Source organism: Clostridium sp. (assembly GCF_036569345.1).
In the GTDB taxonomy this organism is placed as follows: Bacteria; Bacillota; Clostridia; order Clostridiales; family Clostridiaceae; genus Clostridium_AD.
Window position 1 is genome coordinate 55,465 of the sequence record NZ_DATCQT010000181.1, and the last position, 18,076, is coordinate 73,540.

The 18,076-nt window shown below is 30.1% G+C and carries 16 protein-coding genes; all 16 read left to right on the forward strand.

The annotated features are described in order from the left end of the window. Window positions 1-3: 3 nt before the first annotated feature. Complete coding sequence (locus VIM70_RS19065) at window positions 4-1,320, forward strand: nucleotide sugar dehydrogenase (protein WP_331947367.1); 1,317 nt, start codon at window positions 4-6, stop codon at window positions 1,318-1,320. A gap of 169 nt (window positions 1,321-1,489) precedes the next feature. After that, window positions 1,490-2,578, forward strand: coding sequence for a Gfo/Idh/MocA family oxidoreductase (locus VIM70_RS19070; protein ID WP_331947368.1), 1,089 nt, complete (start codon window positions 1,490-1,492; stop codon window positions 2,576-2,578). 32 nt (window positions 2,579-2,610) lie between these two features. Next, window positions 2,611-3,351 (forward strand): DapH/DapD/GlmU-related protein, encoded by a 741-nt coding sequence (locus VIM70_RS19075; RefSeq protein WP_331947369.1) that lies wholly within the window; start codon window positions 2,611-2,613, stop codon window positions 3,349-3,351. A 12-nt stretch (window positions 3,352-3,363) separates the two neighbouring features. Further along, window positions 3,364-4,356, forward strand: a complete 993-nt coding sequence (locus VIM70_RS19080) for a GNAT family N-acetyltransferase (protein ID WP_331947370.1) — start codon at window positions 3,364-3,366, stop codon at window positions 4,354-4,356. A gap of 28 nt (window positions 4,357-4,384) precedes the next feature. Continuing rightward, window positions 4,385-5,428, forward strand: coding sequence for an N-acetylneuraminate synthase (neuB, locus tag VIM70_RS19085; RefSeq protein ID WP_331947371.1), 1,044 nt, complete (start codon window positions 4,385-4,387; stop codon window positions 5,426-5,428). A 90-nt stretch (window positions 5,429-5,518) separates the two neighbouring features. After that, the gene (gene neuC / locus VIM70_RS19090) at window positions 5,519-6,667 is read left to right on the forward strand and encodes a UDP-N-acetylglucosamine 2-epimerase (RefSeq protein WP_331947372.1); all 1,149 of its coding nucleotides are present in this window, start codon (window positions 5,519-5,521) and stop codon (window positions 6,665-6,667) included. Window positions 6,668-6,694: 27 nt separating this feature from the next. After that, the gene (locus tag VIM70_RS19095) at window positions 6,695-7,336 is read left to right on the forward strand and encodes an acetyltransferase (RefSeq protein ID WP_331947373.1); all 642 of its coding nucleotides are present in this window, start codon (window positions 6,695-6,697) and stop codon (window positions 7,334-7,336) included. 4 nt (window positions 7,337-7,340) lie between these two features. Continuing rightward, on the forward strand, window positions 7,341-8,396 hold the full coding sequence (locus VIM70_RS19100) for a nucleotidyltransferase family protein (protein ID WP_331947374.1): 1,056 nt from the start codon (window positions 7,341-7,343) through the stop codon (window positions 8,394-8,396). Between the two features lie 172 nt (window positions 8,397-8,568). Next, entirely contained in the window at window positions 8,569-9,561 is a 993-nt protein-coding gene (locus tag VIM70_RS19105; RefSeq protein ID WP_331947375.1) for a Gfo/Idh/MocA family protein, read from the forward strand. Next, complete coding sequence (locus VIM70_RS19110; RefSeq protein WP_331947376.1) at window positions 9,558-10,496, forward strand: Gfo/Idh/MocA family protein; 939 nt, start codon at window positions 9,558-9,560, stop codon at window positions 10,494-10,496. The genes VIM70_RS19105 and VIM70_RS19110 overlap by 4 nt, the downstream gene beginning before the upstream one ends. Continuing rightward, window positions 10,493-11,266: an acylneuraminate cytidylyltransferase family protein gene (locus VIM70_RS19115; protein WP_331947377.1), complete on the forward strand. Its 774-nt coding sequence runs from the start codon at window positions 10,493-10,495 to the stop codon at window positions 11,264-11,266. Before VIM70_RS19110 ends, VIM70_RS19115 begins: the two co-directional genes overlap by 4 nt. Before the next feature lie 90 nt (window positions 11,267-11,356). Beyond that, entirely contained in the window at window positions 11,357-12,349 is a 993-nt protein-coding gene (locus VIM70_RS19120; RefSeq protein ID WP_331947378.1) for an NAD-dependent 4,6-dehydratase LegB, read from the forward strand. A 110-nt stretch (window positions 12,350-12,459) separates the two neighbouring features. Next, window positions 12,460-13,563: a LegC family aminotransferase gene (locus tag VIM70_RS19125; protein WP_331947379.1), complete on the forward strand. Its 1,104-nt coding sequence runs from the start codon at window positions 12,460-12,462 to the stop codon at window positions 13,561-13,563. Window positions 13,564-13,666: 103 nt separating this feature from the next. Further along, window positions 13,667-15,082: a lipopolysaccharide biosynthesis protein gene (locus VIM70_RS19130; protein ID WP_331947380.1), complete on the forward strand. Its 1,416-nt coding sequence runs from the start codon at window positions 13,667-13,669 to the stop codon at window positions 15,080-15,082. 24 nt (window positions 15,083-15,106) lie between these two features. Further along, window positions 15,107-16,834, forward strand: coding sequence for a CDP-glycerol glycerophosphotransferase family protein (locus VIM70_RS19135; protein WP_331947381.1), 1,728 nt, complete (start codon window positions 15,107-15,109; stop codon window positions 16,832-16,834). 92 nt (window positions 16,835-16,926) lie between these two features. After that, window positions 16,927-18,009, forward strand: a complete 1,083-nt coding sequence (locus VIM70_RS19140; protein ID WP_331947382.1) for a glycosyltransferase — start codon at window positions 16,927-16,929, stop codon at window positions 18,007-18,009. Window positions 18,010-18,076 lie beyond the last annotated feature (67 nt).

The following is an 18,076-nucleotide window of genomic DNA, read 5'->3' on the forward strand; positions in this document are numbered from 1 at the left end:
AAAATGTCTCAATATAAAGATGAATTATTGTTAAAATTAAAAAATAAAACAGCTAAACTTGGTGTAGTGGGCCTTGGATATGTAGGTTTACCACTAGCAGTAGAGAAGGCTAAGGTAGGATATAAAGTAATAGGGTTTGATGTTCAAGAGCAAAAGGTTCAAATGGTAAATGAAGGACATAATTATATTGGTGATATTGTAGATTCAGATTTAACTAGATTAGTAAAAGAAGGAAAACTTAAAGCTACTACAGATTTTAGCTTTGTTAAAGATGTTGATACAGTGTGCATTGCAGTTCCTACACCACTCGATTTATATAAACAACCAGATTTATCATATGTAGTGGATTCAGCTAAAAGTGTAGCTAAGTATTTACATAAGGGAATGCTCGTAGTACTCGAAAGCACTACATACCCAGGAACAACTGAAGAAGTATTAAAACCAATACTTGAAGAATCAGGTTTGAAATGCGGTGTAGACTTTTTCCTAGCGTTCTCTCCAGAGAGAATTGATCCAGGTAATAAAAAATTTAATACAAAAAACACACCAAAAGTAGTTGGAGGATGTACGAAAGATTGTACTGAGGTAGCGGGAATGTTATACAGAAGTGTGCTTGAGGGAGATATAATGGAAGTGTCTTCTCCAGCAGTAGCTGAAATGGAAAAAATTCTTGAAAATACTTTTAGGAATGTAAATATAGCATTAGCTAATGAAATGGCTATTTTGTGTAAAAGGATGAATATTGATATTTGGGAAGTAATTGATGCAGCTAAAACTAAGCCTTATGGGTTTATGCCATTCTATCCAGGTCCAGGTCTTGGTGGACACTGTATACCACTTGATCCATTTTACTTAGAATGGAAAGCGAAAGAGTTTGATTATCATACAAAGTTAATAGAAGCATCAGGTATAATTAACGATTATATGCCTGAATTTGTGCTTGAAAATGTTATGAAGCTTTTAAATAGTCAGAAAAAGGCACTAAACGGAGCCAAAGTTCTTCTAATGGGCGCAGCTTATAAGAAAGATATAGATGATATGAGAGAATCACCAACATTAAAAGTTATTGATCAATTGGAAAAAAATGGTGCTGATATAATAATAAATGACCCATTTATTCCAAAGTTCATGCATAAGGGCAAAGAATATGTATCTGTAGATTGGGAAGTTGAAATAAAGAATGCAGATATAGTAATAATAACTACAGATCATAGCTCATATGATTATGAAAAAATAGTAGCAGAAGCTAGTTTATTATATGACACTAGAAACGCTACAAAAGAAGTTTTAAACAATAGAGAAAAGATAAATAAACTTTAGAAATAATTTAAATAAGGCATGCAAACATTGTAATTTATTATAATATTGCATGCCAAAATTTTAGAAAATCATTATTTTCTTGTCAAATAGATAGAAAGAGTATGAGGCTGTGGAGGATAATAATATTAAAATGTTATATTTTTCAGAGTAATTATAAGGAGGAATTTTAATGAAAAAGTTAAAAATTGCAATAATCGGTTGTGGAAGAATATCTTACAAACATGTAGAGGCAATAAATCAAAACAAAGCAGAAATTGAACTTACAGCAGTTTGTGATGTGGTAGAAGCTAACGCTATCTCAAAAAAAGAAGAGTACATAAAAGCAATAAACGAAGATGTAAATGTAGAAGTTTATATAGATTATAAAGAAATGCTTGAAAAAACGGATATTGACATGGTTGCAATAGCTACAGAAAGTGGATATCATCCAGAAATAGCTATATATTGCATGAATAAAGGAAAACATGTAATTGTTGAAAAACCAATGGCTTTATCTACCCAAGATGCAGATAGAATGATTGAATGTGCAAGAAAAAATAATGTAAAGCTATGTGTTAGTCACCAAAACAGATTTAATGAGCCAATACAAAAATTGCGAGCTGCAGTGGAGGAGAATAGATTTGGTAAATTAGTTAATGGAACAGCAAGAATCCTTTGGAATAGAAATATGGGATACTATCAACAAGCACCTTGGAGAGGAACATGGGAATTAGACGGTGGTACTTTAATGAATCAATGTATTCACAATATCGATTTATTACAATGGATGATGGGTGGAGAAATTGATACGGTATATGCTCAATGTGATACTTTCCTTCGAGATATAGAAGCAGAGGATTTTGGAGCAATAATGATAAGATTTAAAAATGGGTCTATAGGCATAGTTGAAGGTTCAGCTTGTGTATATCCTAAAAATTTAGAAGAAACATTAAGCATCTTTGGTGAAACGGGTACAGTTTCTATAGGAGGAATTGCAGTAAATTCAATAGAAACTTGGAGATTTGCAGATAATATGGATACTGAGGAAGAAATATTAAAAGAGCAAAAGGGAGACCCAGATTCAGTTTATGGCTTCGGACACACACCATTATTTAAAGATATGATAGATTCTATAAATATGGATAGGCAGCCGCTCATTAATGGAGAAGAAGGCAAAAAAGGCATGTCTATTATACTTGCAGCTTATAAATCAAGACTTACAGGGCTTCCAGTAAAATTCCCAATGGGAGATTTCTCAACTATGGAAATGAAGAAATAGATTTATATATTAGATGAAAAGGGGTTATTTTCATGAATTATGTTTCAGATAAAAGTAAATTGGGCAATAATGTAATGATAGGACATTTTGTAGTAATAGATGATGAGGTAGTGATAGGTGATAATTGTATTTTAGGGAATAATGTAGTTTTGCATACGGGAACTGTTATAGAGGATAATGTTCGCATAGATGACAATACTGTAATAGGAAAAGAGCCTATGAGATCAGTAAATAGTATATTTAAGAATGAAGAAAAACTGCTTCCAGCAAAAATAAGTGAAGGTTGTCTTATAGGGGCAGGTGTGATTATTTATTGTGGTTGCGTAATTGGAGAGAAAACACTTATTGCTGATACTGCTGTAGTAAGAGAAAATGTAACAATAGGTTCAAGAACAATTATTGGACGTGGAACAACTATTGAAAATTTCTGCACTGTCGGTTCTAATTGCAAAATACAAACCAATGTGTATATTACAGCTTATTCACAAGTTGAAAATTATGTATTTATTGCGCCTTGTGTTACAACATCTAATGATAATTATGCGGCCCGTTCTAAGGAAAGATTTGGTAAATTCAAAGGAGTAACTATAAAAAAAGGTGGTAGAATTGGAGCAGGAGCAGTTATCCTGCCTGGTAGAACTATATATGAGGATGCCTTTGTAGCTGCAGGCAGTGTAGTTACAAAAGACGTGGAACAAGGCATTATTGTAGTTGGTAATCCGGCTAAAGTAATGAGAAGTGTACCAGAGGACCAATTGCTTAAAAACCAATAAAAGGAAGTATAAATGGGAAAATTTAATTTTAGAAATTTAGAAAAAATTGAATATACAATATGGAATGAATTTGTAGACAAATCTCCACAAGGGAGCATATTCGCTAAAACATTTTGGCTTGATGCAGTAGGTTCAAAGTATAATATATTGGGGTGCTTTGATAAAGGTGATAGACTAATAGCTGGTATGCCTATAACAAAAAGTAAAAATGGATATATAACGATGCCAAAGCTCACCCAAACCTTGGGTATAATTTTTAGCGATTTCTCTCAGATGAAATATGTGAAAAAAATTTCTAAAGAAAAAGATATAATCATGGAATTTGTAGATAATATATCTGGATTGAAATTTTTTGATTGTGGATTTCACTATAATTTCACTAACTGGATGCCCTTCATGTGGAAGGGCTATAAGCAGCAAACCAGATACACTTATGTAATAGAAGGTATCCAAGATATTGAAAAGGTACGAGGTGAGTTTGCAGATAGTACTAAGTCAGTTATTACTAAGTCTATAGGTCTTAACTTAAAGGTTATTGATAGTTTGACTCTTACAGATATGTATAGTATGCTGAGTAAAACTTTTAAAAGACAAAATATGGCGGTTCCATTTGATTTTGATTGGTTTAGTAAATTTGACGAAATAATTAATAAAAACAATGCAAGAAAGATGTTTTTCACAGTGGATTCGCAAAACAATCTGCATGCTGCATTATATCTTGTGTATGATAAAAATGCAGCATATTATCTATTAGGTGGTGCAGATCCGGAATTTAGAAGTAGTGGAGCAATGTATTTAAATGTGTTTGAGGCAATAAAATATTCCGCCAGCTTCACAAATAAATTTGATTTTGAAGGTTCAGTAGTTCCGCAAATAGAGAGTATGTTTCGCTCCTTTGGGGCGCTTCAAAAACAATATTTTAGAATTAGTAAAAATAATTCAATTATATTAAACTTAAAAGAGGACATTAGAAAATATGGAAAGATAATACTTAAAAGGGGATAATTAAGACTTACAATAAAGGAGAATAAACATGTTTAAGATAGGCAGTAAGGTTATAGGTGATGGAAATTTAACCTTTATTATAGCGGAGGCTGGGGTTAATCATAATGGAGACATAGGTATAGCAAAACAGTTAATAGATAAAGCTTTATTTGCAGGGGTTGATGCCATAAAATTTCAAACCTTTAAGACTGAAAAATTAGTAACTGGATATGCAGATATGGCTGATTACCAAAAGACTAATATAGGCAAAGTGGGCTCTCAGTTTAATATGTTAAAGAAACTAGAACTAACGCAGGAAAACTTTATCGAACTGCAAAGATACTGCATAGAAAAGGACATTATGTTTTTATCTACACCTTTTGATTTTGAAAGCGCAGATTTTTTAGCGTCAATTGGTATGGTGGCTTTTAAAATTAGTTCAGGGGATTTAACCAATATTCCATTTCTAGAGCATATAGCAAGATTTAATAAACCTATAATCTTATCTTCTGGCATGGCAACCCTATCGGACATAGAACAAGCTTTAAATGCTATTAACCTTTTAGGCAATAATGAAGTGGCAGTTCTTCAATGTACTTCAAATTATCCAGCTAAATTACAAAATGTTAATTTAAAGGCCATGAACACTATTAAAAATGCTTTTCAGATTGTGTCTGGATATTCTGATCACACTGAGGGAATATCCGTGACTATAGCATCAGCTGCTATGGGAGCCAATATAATAGAAAAACATTTCACTTTAGACAAAAGTATGGAAGGACCAGATCATAAAGCTTCTCTAAATCCTGTAGAGTTAAAAGAAATGGTTAAAGCAATTAGAGACGTGGAAATGGCACTTGGAACTGGAATCAAAAGGTATAATCCTAGCGAAGTAAATACTATGAAGGCAGCGAGGAAAAGTATTGTAGCCTCAAGAGATATAAAAACAGGAGAGACTATAAACTTAGCGGACTTAGATTACAAAAGGCCAGGAACCGGACTCTCACCTAAACTATATAGAGATATTGTCGGTAAAAAAATTAATAGAGATATAAAGATGGATGAGCAAATAGCATTAAATATGATGGAATAAAAATTAGCTGAATTCTTTTACATTTACATAGAATATGAGAATAACAATTAATAATTGTTATTCTCACAGATTGCTACAAGGAGGATGGATATGAAAAGAAAAATAGCAGTAATAACAGGTACAAGAGCGGATTATGGCATATTTTATCATGTTCTTAAAGAAATTGAAAAACATGATGTTTTGGACCTTAAACTTATTGTTTGTGGAATGCATTTATGCCCTGAATTTGGAATGACTATAAATGAAATAGAAAAAGATGGATTTAGCATAGCAGATAATTTTGAAACCATATTAGCATCTGATACAGGAACAGCTATGGCAAAATCTATCGGACTTTCAATTATAAGTATGGCTCAAAGCTTTGAAAGAATAAAACCAGATATAGTATTAATACTAGGGGATAGAGGAGAGATGCTAGCAGCAGCAACAGCAGCTATACACATGAACATTCCTGTAGCTCATATTCATGGTGGAGAAGTTACTGGAACAGTAGATGAATCTGTAAGACACGCTATAACTAAACTTTCTCACATCCATTTTCCTGCAAATGAGGACAGCAAACAGAGAATTATTAAATTAGGTGAGGAAGAAAAAAATATTTTTGTAGTAGGCGCACCAGGCCTTGATTACATCAAAAAAACAAAGTATTTATCAAGAAGTGAAATGTTAAAGAGATTTGAATTAAAAGATGATAAGATATTTTTACTAACGCAGCATCCAGTAACTACAGAAAGGGACATGGTTGAATGGCAAATAAGAGAAACACTAGATGCGGTTGTGGAACTTGGATATCAGACTATAGTTTCATATCCAAATAGTGATAATGGTGGTCGTGAAATTATTAAGGTTATTGAGGAATATAGAGCTAAATATCCAATATTAAAGGTATTTAAAAATCTAACTCAAGTAGAGTACTTAAGTTTTCTAGAAGTAGCAGAAGTAATGATAGGAAATTCATCATCAGGTATAATTGAAGCACCAAGCTTTAAACTACCTGTAGTTAATATAGGATCAAGACAGGGCACCAGATTAAGAGCTTGTAATATAATAGACGTGCCTTATGGAAAAGAATCTGTAAAAGCTGGAATTCAAAAAGCAATAGGTGATGAAAACTTTAAGAATGGATTAGAGACTTGTACAAATCCTTATGGTGATGGTAATGCTAGTGGCAAAATAGCACAAATTTTAAGTGAGGTAAAGCTTGACCTTAAACTTATTCAAAAGAGAATTACTTATTAACTTAGAAGTCAAAGTTGAGGTGATATTATGGAGAAAATTGTACTTGTAGGTGCAGGTGGGCACTGCAAGGTCATTATAGATATTATAAAAAGTACTTATAAATATGATATTGTAGGTGTAACAGATAAAGCTTATGGTAATGAGAAGTTTGTATTAGATATTCCTATAATAGGCGATGACAGCATTTTAAAAGAATTATATAACAGTGGTGTTAAAAACGCATTTGTATGTGTTGGTGCACTACAAAATATTTCAATTAGGGATAAGATATATTACAATTTGGTAGCTATAGGATTTAATATACCAGTTCTTATACATAAATATGCAATAGTTTCACCTTATGCAAATATCGGCTTTGGAACTTGCGTGATGCCTGGTGCAATAGTTAATCCGGGTGTTATTATAGAAGAAAATTGTATAGTAAATACTGGTGCAGTGATAGAACATGATTGTAATGTGAAAAGAAACACTCATATTTCACCTAGAGCTTGCCTTGCAGGAGGGGTGAGTATCGGGTGCAACACCCATGTTGGTATGGGAAGTTCTATAATTCAAACAATACATATAGGAAACAATGTAATTATAGGGGCTGGAGCTGTTGTTATTGAAAATATATTAGATAATGTAGTTGCCGTGGGAGTTCCATCAAAAATTATAAAGCGCAGGTGATATTATGAAATTTTCAATTGATAATTATTGTATAGGAGTTAGTTCTACAATAAAAGAAGCAATGAAAGTTATAGATAAAAACTTAACTGGAGGAGCTCTAGTTGTAAATGAAAAAAATGAACTCGTGGGAACTATTACAGATGGTGATATAAGACGTGCTATGCTTAAGGACTTCAGCATTAATGATAGTATAGAGAATACATATGCTAAAAATTATAAATTTGTTACAGAGCAGCATAGTAAAAAGAAAGCAAAAGAATATATGCTTAAGAACAAGATAAGACAGGTACCTGTTATTGATAAAGATAAAAAGCTTATAGATTTATATTTTTTAGATGATATATTATCTTATGATGTAAAAGATAATTATGTTTTTATTTTAGCAGGAGGCCTAGGAACTAGATTGAGACCACTGACCGAAACAGTACCTAAACCTATGCTAACTGTTGGTGATAAACCAATATTGGAGCTTTTAATAGAACAATTTAAAGAATATGGTTTTAGAAACTTTATTATTTCAATTAATTATAAAGGAGAAATAATTGAGGAATACTTTGAAAACGGCGAAAAATTTGATGTTAACATTGAATACATTAGAGAAACTAAAAAACTAGGTACAGCAGGCTCAATTGCCTTAGCAAAAGAGAAATTAATAAAACCTTTCATTGTTATAAATGGAGATATATTAACAGGAATTGATTTTGAAAAATTTTTGAATCATCATATAGAAAATAACTTCAATATAACCGTAGGTGTTAGAAATTATGAAATGAATGTCCCGTATGGAGTAGTAGTTACTGATAATATGCTTATAGAGTCTTTGGAAGAAAAACCTACATATAACTTTCACATTAGTGGTGGAGTATATGTAGTAAATCCTGAAGTTATAAAATACATACAACAAGATGAAGTTTATAATATGACAGATTTAATAGAAGATGCAATTAGAAATAAATATAAGTCAGGTGTATACGAGATAACTGAGTATTGGAAGGATATAGGACAAATAGAGGACTATAGAAAGGCCAACACAGATATTCATGAATTTTTTAAATTATAAAAATAGATTATTTTATGGGTCTAACTCCCTACTTTTGAGCCTAATACTAACATAGGCTCAAAAAGTGTAGGGAGTTGGCGCTACGGCTTGACGAAAAAAAAAATATCGGATAAAATTATAAAGGCGAGATTAAAAGACAAAGAAATACATGAATTTCGAAAGGGATGTTAAATTGAAACTTTTAGTAATTGGATTAGGATCAATGGGCAAAAGACGAATTAGTTTACTTAAAAAGTATTTTGGACAAGAAGTAGACGTTATAGGTTTAGATATGCGTTTAGAAAGAAGAAAAGAAACAGAAAAATTATATGGTATAATAACTTATTCAAATTTAGAACAAGCAATAAATATTGAAAAACCAAATGGGGTTTTAATATGTACGTCACCTATATCTCATGCTGATTTAATATTAGATTGTTTAAATAAAAAGCTTAATGTATTTACAGAGATAAATTTACTTAAAGATAAGTATCACGAAATAATAGATGTAGCAGAAAAAAATAATTTGGAATTATTTCTTTCTTCAACTTTTATGTATAGAAAAGATATTGAATATATTCAAAAGGAAGTACAATCAAATTTTAAGAAGGTTCATTACAGATATCACGTGGGGCAATATTTACCAGATTGGCACCCTTGGGAAAACTATAAGGATTTTTTTGTTAGCAATAAGAAAACAAATGGATGTAGAGAGTTATTTGCAATAGAATTGCCGTGGATACTAAAAACTTTTGGAAATGTTAAAGAATTAAAAATTATAAAAGATAATTTGAGTACACTAGATCTAGATTATGCTGACAGTTACTTTGTTTTGTTAGAACATGAAAATGGTACTAAGGGTATACTAAATGTAGATATAGTTTGTAGAAAGCCTGTTAGAAGTCTTGAAATTTATTCTGAAGAAATGCATTTATTTTGGGAAGGTACACCTAATAGTTTAAATAAATATGATATTGAAAAAAAAGAAACCATACAAATAGAAACTTATAAAAGTATAGATAAAGATAATAGATATTCTGCAAGCATAATCGAAAATGCTTATATGGAAGAACTAGATGTATTTATTAAAAAACTTTTAGGAGAAAAAAACAATGAAAGATACACCTTTAAGGATGATCTATACACCTTAGGGTTAATTGATAAGATTGAAGGTTTAAGTGAATGAAAGTATGTTTTATAGGTTTAGGATCTATAGGAAAAAGACATCTTAAAAATATTGTAAAGATATTTGAAAAATATAATTTACCTTTGGAAATTCACGCTTTTAGAAAAACTAAAAAGCCACTAAGTGAAGATATTAAAAATCTTATTAATTATGAGCTTTTTAATGAGGCGGACCTTAGTAATGATTATGATATCACTTTTATAACTAATCCTAATAACCTCCATTATGATTCTATCAAACTTATGGAGAATAAAACAAAATCTATGTTTATTGAAAAACCTGTATTTGATAATAAAGAATATGACTTAAATAAATTGAATTTAAGTAAAGATGGTATATATTATGTAGCTGGACCATTAAAATTTTCTCGAGTGGTACAAAATCTTAAACAAATTCTTATGAATGAAAGAGTTTACAGCATAAAAGCAATTTGTTCAAGTTATCTTCCAGAATGGAGGAAGGGTGTAGACTATAGAAAGGTATATAGTGCCAAGAAAAGCGAAGGTGGAGGAGTTTGTATAGATTTAATACATGAATGGGACTATATAACTTATTTATTCGGTTTTCCAATAGAAGTATTTAATATAAATGGTAAGTATTCACATCTTGAAATTGATAGTGAAGATATTTCAGTATATATTGGAAAATATGAAGACAAATTAGTAGAAATCCATTTGGATTATTTTGGGAGAAAATCACGAAGAGAAATTGAGATATTTACAGAAACAGGCACTATAATTGGAGATTTTATAAAGAATTGTATTAGTTTTTCTGATGGCAGAGAGACAATTGATTTTACAAAAGAAAATAAAGATATGTATGTAGAAGAAATGAAATACTTTATTGAAAGTGTTATGACATCAGAAAAGGGACATAATGATATTAAGCATGCTTATAAAGTATTAAAATTAGCTACGGGGGAGATTATAATATGAATATTTTGATAACGGTTTGTGGTAGAGCAGGCTCCAAAGGGGTTAAAAATAAAAACATTAGAAAATTTTTAGGGTTTCCACTTATCAACTATACTATTGCTGCTGCAAATCTATTCAAAGAAGAAAATCCTAATTATAATATAGATATAAGTATTAATAGTGATAGCGAAGAACTCCTAAATATGTTTAATAAAAATAAAGATATCGTATGCGTTGAAAGACCAAAAGAAATGGCTCAGAGTAATTCACCTAAGGTACCGGTAATAAAATATTCTTTGAATTATGTGGAAGAAAAGTTAAACAAAATATATGATTATGTTATTGATTTGGACATTACATCGCCACTTAGAAAATCAGAGGATATTGAAAATGCATTAAATAAAGCCATTAACAATTTGCAAATGGATGTAGTATTTTCAGTAGTACCCTCAAGAAGAAATCCATATTTTAATATGGTAGAAGAACGTAATGGAAAAATAAAAAAAATATTGTCTAGTGATTTTGTTACAAGGCAGCAAGCACCACAAGTATATGATATGAATGCTTCAATTTACTGTTATAAGAGAAACAGTCTACTAAATATACTAAAAAATTCTCCTCTTGAAGGTAACTTTGATATTGTATTAATGAAAGATACAGCAGTTATAGATATAGACTCTGAAGAGGATTTTGAATTAATGGAAGTATTAGGAGAATATTTTTTTAAAGGTGAATTTAATGAATTATATAAGTATATTAACAATATTAAGGCACTCCCAGATAAAATGTAATTAAAAGTAGAAATTTTGGTTATACCACATGCCGTAGATTAATGGGGTATGACGTTTATACATAGAATAATAACAAAAGGAGTAGATGAGATGAATTGGCAAGGGAAAAAAGTTTTAATTACTGGTGCAGAAGGCTTTATAGGAAGTCATTTAACAGAAAGATTAGTGGAACTTGGAGCAGATGTTACTGCACTCGCTCAATATAATTCTTTTAATAACTGGGGATGGATTGATACTTTCGATAAGAAGGTTAAAGATAGTATTAAAGTTGTTACTGGAGATATAAGAGAATATGATGGAATGAAAAGAATTATAAAAGGTCAAGAAGTAGTGCTTCATCTTGCTGCACTTATTGCAATTCCTTATTCTTATTTATCACCTATGGCATATGTAAGAACAAATGTGGAAGGTACTACTAATGTTTTAGAAGCTTGTAGAGAATATGGCGTAGAAAAAATTGTACATACTTCGACGTCTGAAACCTATGGCACAGCACTTTATGTACCAATTGATGAAAAACACCCAATGCAAGGCCAATCTCCATATTCAGCATCAAAAATAGGCGCGGATAAGATGGCAGAAAGTTACTTTAAAAGCTTTAATATGCCTATAGCTACAATAAGACCATTTAACACTTATGGACCAAGACAATCTGCAAGGGCTGTAATTCCAACAATAATATCACAGATACTTGCAGGAAAAAAAGAAATCAAACTTGGAAGTTTAACTCCAACTAGAGACTTTAACTTTGTTAAAGACACTGCTGAAGCATTTATAAAAATAGCTGAAAGTGAAAAAACTATTGGTGAAGTTATAAATGCTGGCTCAAATTATGAGATAACTATAGGTGAAACAGTTAAAAAAATAATAAATATAATAGGTAAGGATGTAAAAATTATTTGTGATGATGAGAGATTAAGACCTACAAATAGTGAAGTTAATAGATTATGGGCGGATAATACTAAAATAAAAGCACTAACAGATTGGAAGCCTAATTACACCATAGATGACGGGCTAGAAGCAACAGTAGAATGGATAAGAAATAACATGCAGTATTTTAAAACAGACATATATAACGTTTAACAAACGAATAACGTTTAATAAACGAATAACGTTTAACAAACAAATAGTATTAAGAGAAAAATGATGTTTAGCAAAAGAATTGTGTATAAAAAAACTAGGAGGTTTTTATTATGATACCTTTATGTATACCAGAAATTAGAGGGAACGAGTTAAAATATGTAAAAGACTGTATAGATACTAATTGGGTATCTTCAGTAGGAAGTTATGTTAATTTATTTGAAGAAAGATTTAGTGAATATGTAGGTAGCAAAAGTGCTGTAGTAACAATGAATGGTACAGCAGCTCTTCAGTTAGCATTAATGACACTTGGGATAGGAGAAGGAGCTGAAGTTATAGTTCCATCATTAACATTTATATCTCCTGTTAACACTATAAAATACGTTGGGGCAGAACCCGTATTTGTAGATGTATGTAGAGATACATTTGTTATGGATGCAGAAAAAATAGAAGAATTAATAACACCTAAAACAAAGGCTATAATGCCAGTACATATTTATGGTCATCCTGTAGACATGGACAGAGTAATGGAAATAGCTAAAAAGCATAATTTATTTGTTATAGAAGATGCTACTGAATCACTAGGATCTACTTGCAATGGGAAAATGGCAGGAACTATAGGTGATATAGGTTGCTTTAGTTTTAATGGAAATAAGCTTATAACTACTGGAGCAGGTGGAATGCTTGTAACTAATAATTTAGAACATGGCGCAAGGGCAAAATTTTTATCTACTCAAACAAAAGTAGTTACTGAAAATAAAGCATTTTACCATTCAGAAATAGGATATAATTTCAGAATGCCAAATCTTTTGGCTGCATTTGGAGTAGCTCAACTTGAAAATATTAAAGATTATTTAAAAATTAAAAGAGAAAATGCAATGTATTACAATGAACTGTTAGGTAAGATTAAAGGAATTACATTACCAGCAGAAAGAGAGAATGTAGAAAATTGTTACTGGCTATACTCTATTCTAGTTGAAGATGAGTATGGTATAACAAGGGATAAACTTATAGAAAAATTAAATGAACAAAAAATAGAGGCAAGACCTTTCTTTATGCCTATACATGATATGCCTCCATACAAGAGTAGCAGACACGGGGATTTGAGTGTTACGAAGGAGCTTTACGAGAGGGGAATAAATCTTCCTAGTTCGGTTGGACTTAAAAAAGAGGATATTAAAATGGTATGTGAAATAATAAAAAATTCTAAGAAATAACGTTGTTATTTCTTGGTTTTTAATAATATTTAAGTGTCGACATCATTAGTAAGCTACTTTAGTGTGGTTTATGCTATATTCTAAAGTTGAATAGGAGATGGATATGAATATAGATTTTTTAAAAAAACTATACAAAAGTAAATTGGTGAAAAGTGGAATTTGGTTTACTATAGGAACTTTTTTTGTTCAAGGTATCTCGTTTATAACAATGCCTATTTTTACGCGTATGCTTGGGACTACCGGTTTTGGAATAGTTAATGTATATACTACATGGCTTTCCGTTTTTACGACTTTAATTACATTAGGGTTAGTGGCTACAGTTAATAATGCCAAAGTAGATTTTAATGAAAATTATAATGAGTTTGCATCCTCTATACTTTTTTTAGCCACCATATTTGCTTTTTTATGGCTTATATTTGGATTTGTTTTTAAAAAGCAAATAGGGGGTATTATCGGTTTAAATTCTATATTAGTTGTGTTCCTTATTATTCAAAGTTTTTTTGGCTTTATTGTGGATTTTTCTAATGCTAAATTAAATGCTGAATATAAATATAAGAAATATTTAATTATATCAATAAGTAATGCTATTTTAAACACAATTCTAGCTATAATCCTTATTTATAATTTTAAAACTAATAAGTATTATGGTAGGATTGATTCGTTACTTATTGTAGCTTTAATTTATGGTACGGTTCTGTACGTAATTGCTATGAAAAAAGGCAGAAAACTGATTAATTTTGAATATTGGAAATATGCGATAATTTTATCTATACCAGCAATTGTACATCTTTTATCAGGAGTGATTCTGCAGTCTGTGGATACAGTTATGATAAATAGTATGTTAGGGGCAAGTGCTTCAGGTATATATAGCTTTGCATATAAAATTGGGATGATAATGTACATTGTATGGCTTGCTTGCAATAAAGCTTGGGTCCCTTGGTTTTATGAGAATATGAAAGAAAAAAACTATGATGATATAAGATTAAAAATTAAATATTATATTATGATATTTTCTGTAATGGGATTTGTATTAATATTTATATCTCCTGAGATAGGCAAGCTAATGGGAACAAAAGATTTTTACCCAGGTCTTGATTATGTTCCATTAATTATGGTAGGATACTATTTTCAATTTTTATACAGTATCCCAGCTAATCTTGAGTTCTATACAAAAAATACAAAGCTACTTTCCTTGGGAACTCTTATTGCAGCTTCAACAAATGTTGTATTAAATTACTTCTTAATTCCAAGGTACGGTGCAGTTGCGGCTACATGGACTACAATAATAGCATATGTTTTATTGTTTTTATATCATTATTTTATATCCTTACGCATATTCGATGTAAGAATATATACTTTTAAACCTTTTGCATATGGTATAACATCCATTGTATTTAGCAGTGTAATATTTTTTCTAGTGAAAAACAATTTAATTTTAAGATATGGAATATTAGTAGCAATATTAATAATACTTGGTTATCAGATTAAAAAAGTTAGTAAAAGATTAATGCAAAAATAAGTCTAAAGGTTAGGATGGAATATAATGGTTAAACTAATATACACAGCGCAAAAAAAAGAATTAATAATGGATGGACGAGTTGTAGGTTTATTCGAATATATAGGGAAAATTGACGTAGAAAAGGGAGCTTTTGAATATTTAACCTATTTAGAAGGTCAAGTGGTAAACGGGTTAAAGTTAGAAGAATTGTATTTATATGATAATGTACCATTATATATTTTTAATAGACCTTCAATATACAGAAAATTAAATGGTTTCATGTTCTGTATAATGGTTATAAGAAACACATTAAATAAAATAAATGAAGAATTAACAATACAAACCGATGATGATTTTATGGAAAAGGTCTGCGATGAGGTGTTCAACCTTCAATGTGAGAAAATTTATATTGAAAAAAATATTAGAGCTATAAGTAAAGGAAAATTACTTAGAAGGTTTATAAGGGGCATAGGTAGCTATTGTAAATTTATTTTTAGAAATTCATTCTTAAATAATAAAAACCATAAAGAACCATTTTTGGTTATTTCGCATGCTTCAGATTTAAATCCAGTTAAAGGCAATCCCAAGGGCTATTACGATACTCAATTAGGAAAAGTTATTGATAAATTAAAAGAAACTTATAACATCTTAAACTTTCAACAGTTAAACAATAAATATATTATAGATAAGACCCTAAATTTTCATGAAAATTTTATACCATTTGAATTGGTTATTTTCTACAAAAGGTTTAAAGCTAAGAAAAATGTAAATAATAGTTTAGTAGTGGATAATTTAATTTATATTGATAAATTTGATTTTCATTTCAATGAACTAAATCTTAAAGATATTATGTTGAATTACGTAATGAAGGATTTAAGAGAAAGCTATTCTTCATATTTATATGAACTCATAGTGGCAGAGAAAATTATTAAAAAATTCAAAATCAAAAAATGTTTAGTAGTAGGAGAAGGAGATAGAGGACGTTGTTTTATAACTGCAGGTAATAGGCTTGAAATAAGTACTTATGCTGTGCAACATGGAATAATAAATGAAACCTCATCTACATATATAATTAATTCAAAGTATAAAGATATTATAATACCTAAACACACATTTGTATGGGGAGAAAAATATAAAGAATTATTGATATCTCATACAAATATATACAATAAAGAAAATATTAATGTAGTTGGGCAAGTAAGAACAGACCGATTAATTCAAGATGGGTTTTTGAAAAAGTCAAAAAGAATTGGGTCATTAAAAATATTTTATGCAACTCAACCTTTTAGGGATTTACTTGAGCCGGCCACGTTAATGCTATTTAAAGCATTGGATTTAATGAAGGATGATTTTGAATTAATTATAAAACTCCATCCTGCTGATTTAAGTTTTGATTTTTATGAAGAAATGGTGGAAAAATTTCAAATAAAGAATTGCAAAATTATAACAGATGGAGATTTGTACGAATTAATTAAATGGAGCGATCTGGTAATAAGTGTTCATTCAACAGTAGTTGTAGAAGCAGCACTTATGAATAAACCTTCCATATGTATATTGCTCTCTAAATACAATGATAATGGTGGATTTGTTAAAGATGGGGTATCATTTGGAGTTAAGGATGAAAATGAACTTTTAGATTATATGGTTAAAATAAATGCAGACGAAATGCCGCTTAATAACGATATTCAAAGCTATATCCATGAAAATTTCTATAAATTGGATGGGAAAGTAACAGAGCGCATAATAAATGTTATAGAAAAGTGTCCTGAGTAAATGTTAACAAACAATAATGAAAAAGAATTTATAGTTAATTAATTTTAAATAATTAAAATTAACATAAAGAGTAAAAGCACTGGGGGAAATTTATGGACAAAATTTGTTTTTTAGCAGATGCACATAGTATACATACTAGGAAATGGGTTCAATATTTTTCCAAGATCTACAATGAAATACATGTAATTTCAATGAGAGAAACGGACTATGTGTATGATAGAAATGTACATGTGCATGTGCTAAAAAGTAGCATCACAAATAAGTTAGGTTACTTTTTATTAATTAAAGAGGTCAAAAAATTAGTGAAACACATTAATCCAGATATATTGCATAGTCATTATGCTACTAGCTATGGAATGTATGGGAGAATGTGCAATTTTCATCCCTTTGTAATATCTGTCTGGGGTAGTGATGTGTACGAGTTTCCTAAAGGAAATAAAGTTAAAGAATTGCTACTTAAGTATATATTGAAAGGTGCGGACAAAGTTTGTTCTACAAGTTATAATATGGCTGAGGAAACAAAAAAATATTGCAACAAGGATATTATAATAACCCCATTTGGTGTAGATATTAATAAATTCAAATGTGATATACCTATATTAAGTAGCAACTTTATTACAATAGGCGTTATTAAGGGATTGGAAAAAGTATACGGTATAGATTATCTTATAGAGGGTTTTTCAAAGCTTATACACGAATATTGTGGAACAAAAGAATTAAGACTTTTAATTGTTGGAGATGGTACTCAAAGAGTGGAACTTCAATCATTAGTAAAAAAATTAGATATAAGTTCAAAAGTTACTTTTACAGGTAAAATAGATAATGAAAAAGTACCAGAATACATAAATAAGATGGATATAGTATGTCTACCTTCATTAAGTGAAAGTTTTGGGGTCTCGGCTGTTGAAGCCTGTGCTTGTGGGCGTCCAATAATTGCTACAGAGGTAGGCGGATTAAAAGAGATAATTTTTGATGATTATAATGGACTTATTATTAAGCAAAAAAGTAGTGAAGATATAAAGCTAAAACTTATTGAAATTATTGAAAATGAAGCACGGATGATAGAATTTTCAAAAAATGCAAGAAAATTAGTTCAGGAGAAATACAATTGGTTTGATAACGCAAAAATCATGAATAATATTTATATATCGTTAGTAAATGGTAAAAGAAAGTAATATTAGATTGAAAACTACAAGTGATGTTTCAAGTGGAGTAAATATAATTTAAAGCACGAGAAAACTA

Excerpts from the sequence above, each read along its gene's own strand:
- VIM70_RS19120 (WP_331947378.1), top strand. The coding sequence starts at position 11,357 with ATGAATTGGCAAGGGAAAAAAGTTTTAATTACTGGTGCAGAAGGCTTT.
- VIM70_RS19135 (WP_331947381.1), top strand. The coding sequence starts at position 15,107 with ATGGTTAAACTAATATACACAGCGCAAAAAAAAGAATTAATAATGGAT.
- VIM70_RS19100 (WP_331947374.1), top strand. The coding sequence starts at position 7,341 with ATGAAATTTTCAATTGATAATTATTGTATAGGAGTTAGTTCTACAATA.
- VIM70_RS19125 (WP_331947379.1), top strand. The coding sequence starts at position 12,460 with ATGATACCTTTATGTATACCAGAAATTAGAGGGAACGAGTTAAAATAT.
- VIM70_RS19080 (WP_331947370.1), top strand. The coding sequence starts at position 3,364 with ATGGGAAAATTTAATTTTAGAAATTTAGAAAAAATTGAATATACAATA.
- neuC (WP_331947372.1), top strand. The coding sequence starts at position 5,519 with ATGAAAAGAAAAATAGCAGTAATAACAGGTACAAGAGCGGATTATGGC.
- VIM70_RS19065 (WP_331947367.1), top strand. The coding sequence starts at position 4 with ATGTCTCAATATAAAGATGAATTATTGTTAAAATTAAAAAATAAAACA.
- neuB (WP_331947371.1), top strand. The coding sequence starts at position 4,385 with ATGTTTAAGATAGGCAGTAAGGTTATAGGTGATGGAAATTTAACCTTT.
- VIM70_RS19070 (WP_331947368.1), top strand. The coding sequence starts at position 1,490 with ATGAAAAAGTTAAAAATTGCAATAATCGGTTGTGGAAGAATATCTTAC.
- VIM70_RS19130 (WP_331947380.1), top strand. The coding sequence starts at position 13,667 with ATGAATATAGATTTTTTAAAAAAACTATACAAAAGTAAATTGGTGAAA.
- VIM70_RS19140 (WP_331947382.1), top strand. The coding sequence starts at position 16,927 with ATGGACAAAATTTGTTTTTTAGCAGATGCACATAGTATACATACTAGG.
- VIM70_RS19075 (WP_331947369.1), top strand. The coding sequence starts at position 2,611 with ATGAATTATGTTTCAGATAAAAGTAAATTGGGCAATAATGTAATGATA.
- VIM70_RS19095 (WP_331947373.1), top strand. The coding sequence starts at position 6,695 with ATGGAGAAAATTGTACTTGTAGGTGCAGGTGGGCACTGCAAGGTCATT.
- VIM70_RS19115 (WP_331947377.1), top strand. The coding sequence starts at position 10,493 with ATGAATATTTTGATAACGGTTTGTGGTAGAGCAGGCTCCAAAGGGGTT.
- VIM70_RS19110 (WP_331947376.1), top strand. The coding sequence starts at position 9,558 with ATGAAAGTATGTTTTATAGGTTTAGGATCTATAGGAAAAAGACATCTT.